1 protein-coding gene is annotated in these 815 nt (G+C 66.4%); it reads right to left on the bottom strand.

What is annotated here, in order from left to right; all coding sequences use genetic code 11:
- The coding region (locus ACXMYJ_RS29250; protein ID WP_460359567.1) for a TIM barrel protein at window positions 1-815 on the bottom strand (815 nt) is incomplete at both ends.

The raw sequence follows: 815 nt of genomic DNA, 5'->3' as shown, positions 1-815 counted from the left end.
GGGCAGGGATACATGTCCTGCTCGACGATCGCGAACACGTCGATGCCGAGTTTCTCGACCTCGGCGAGAAGCGGTGGCATGTCCGGGATCCCCAGCGGCGGTTCGGTCATCGCGCCGAGCTTGACCGCCTCGCCGAACGGCAGGTCCTCGGCTTCAACCTTGGCGCGGACCTGCGGATCGACCTGCTTGAAGTGCAGATATCCGATGCGTTCGGGGGCGCGGCGGATGATCGCGATGTTGTCGCCGCCGCAGTAGGAGATGTGGCCGGTGTCCAGGCACAAGTTCACATACCGGCTGTCGGTGCCATCGAGGAAGCGGTACACGTTGTCCTCGGTGTCGACGTGGGAGTCGGCGTGCGGATGATACTGCGCACGCACCCCGTAGGTTTCGAACATCGCCTTGCCGAGGTCGTTCATGCCGCCGGTCTTCTTGGCCCACTGCTCGGCGGTGAGGTGGCGGTCTTCGAGAACCTCGCCGGTGGCCGGGTCGCGCCACATCTCCGGGATCACGACCACGTGCTTGCCGCCGACCGCGGCGGTCAGCGTGGCGACGTCCTCGATCTGCTTCCAGACCGCATCCCATGAGTCATCCTGGTGCAGGTGCTCGAACACCGTCCCGGCCGAGAGCTTGAGCCCCCGGGCGGCCAGCTCGTCGGCCAGCGTGGCCGGGTCGGTGGGCAGGTACCCGTAGGGGCCCAGCTCGATCCACTCATAGCCCGACTCGGCGACCTCGTCGAGGAAACGGGTGTAGGGCGTCTGCTGCGGATCGTCGGGAAACCACACCCCCCACGAATCCGGCGCGGAGCCAACACGAAT

This window comes from Mycobacterium sp. ZZG (genome assembly GCF_054786995.1).
This window is presented reverse-complemented; position numbering and strand designations above follow the sequence as displayed.